Source organism: Massilia sp. CCM 8734 (assembly GCF_011682155.1).
GTDB lineage: Bacteria > Pseudomonadota > Gammaproteobacteria > Burkholderiales > Burkholderiaceae_D > Telluria_A > Telluria_A rubra.
The window spans coordinates 1-1,670 of the sequence record NZ_WHJI01000118.1 but is presented as its reverse complement, the minus strand read 5'-3'; the positions used below and the strand labels follow the sequence as shown (position 1 = coordinate 1,670).

1 protein-coding gene is annotated in these 1,670 nt (G+C 58.7%); it reads left to right on the top strand.

The features are described 5' to 3' along the window. Nucleotides 1-101: 101 nt before the first annotated feature. Nucleotides 102-1,484, top strand: a complete 1,383-nt coding sequence (locus F2P46_RS35675; RefSeq protein ID WP_166899235.1) for an IS1380 family transposase — start codon at nucleotides 102-104, stop codon at nucleotides 1,482-1,484. Nucleotides 1,485-1,670: the final 186 nt, after the last annotated feature.

Genomic DNA, 1,670 nt, shown 5'->3' with positions numbered 1-1,670 from the left:
CCTGAATTTTGCACAAAAAAGGGCAAGAATGCCGTAAGTGATTGATAGAATGGGAGTTATCTAGAAACCTACCCTATCAGCACGAACACACCTTGCCCGACATGAATTCTACCCCAGAGCAGCTCCGTTTTGCATCCATTCCCGCTCATAGCGTTCGCGCCGATTTCGCCGGCGGCGGCTTGTCGTCCGACCTCGGTCCGGTTTTGCTGCGTGGTGTCGACCTCCAGATTGGATTGACCAAGCGCCTCGCCGCAGCCTTGCCTGACCGCCGTCATCAGAGCTATGTCGACCATTCTTATCACGATATTTTGACGCAACGTATCTACCAAATCGGCTGCGGCTACGAGGACGGGAACGACTCGAACAGCCTGCGCCACGATCCGATGTTCAAGCTTGGCGCCGCGCGCTTGCCGTTCGACGATGATGGCGCACTGGCGTCCGGCGCGACCATCTCGCGCTTCGAACATGCGGCCAGCCGCCAGGACATCTACCGCGTCAGTGAGGCCCTCGTTGAACAGTTCATTGCCGGCTTCGCCAGCCCGCCAAAGAGCCTGATTCTCGACCTCGATCACTCGGAAGATGCGTGCTACGGGCAGCAGCCGCTGGCGTTCTACAACCATCACTACCGTTCGACCTGCTACCTGCCGTTGATGATCTTCGACGGCGCGTCGGGCGGCTTGATCGCTGCCGTTCTGCGGCCCGGCAAGCGTCCGTTTGGTGACGAGAACGCGATGATTATGCGCCGCGTTCTGAAGCTGATTCGCCTCCATTTCCCCGATACCCACATCCTCGTCCGGGGCGACGGCCACTTTAGCGGACCCGAATTGATGGGCATGATCGACAGCATGCCGAACATCGACTTCATCTTCGGTTTCTCCTGCAACGTCAAGCTGCACGAGATGGCTGAACCGACAAAGCTTCGCGCCTGCGAGCTTTGGGTGGAGGCGCAAACCCGGGACGTGGTGCCTGGCGCGGTGCGGCTGTTCGATGAATTCACCTACAAGGCGCGCTCATGGCCGAGGGCTTGGCGCGTACTGCTCAAGGCCGAGGTCATGGCGCTCGGCGAGAACACGCGTTTCATTGTGACCTCGTTACAGGGACTCGATGCCGGCATGCTGTACGAAGATATTTACTGCGCGCGCGGCCAAGCCGAAAACTACATCAAGCACCTCAAGGGCGACCTGGCCGCCGACCGGACCTCGTGCACGAGCTTCCTCGCCAACTGCATGCGCTTGCTACTGCATTCGGCCGCCTATATCCTGCACCAGCAACTGCGCACCCAGGCACTGCGGCACACCGTGCTGTCGCAGGCGCAGCCTTCGACCGTCATCTCCAAGCTGTTCAAAATCGCCGTGCAAGTTCGGCAGTACAAGAACAAGATCGTTCTTCATCTGCCGAGCGCGTGTCCGGTAAAACATCTGCTGCGGACACTGACCGAACGACTGTATCTGCCGACGCCGGCAGCGACGCTAAACTCGTCCTGACGGGGTCACGTCCGGTCTGCCGAGAATTGACCACACGCCGCCAAACCTCAACCTTCAAACCGCTTCATTGAATGTCCCGTTCAATTGGGTAGGGACGCTATCGCCCGCGACATTCCGATTTAAGTTGAAAAACTCCGGCATCGGAAAAGTGACGCTGCGGCGGCGGTTTATGCAACATTCAGGCTA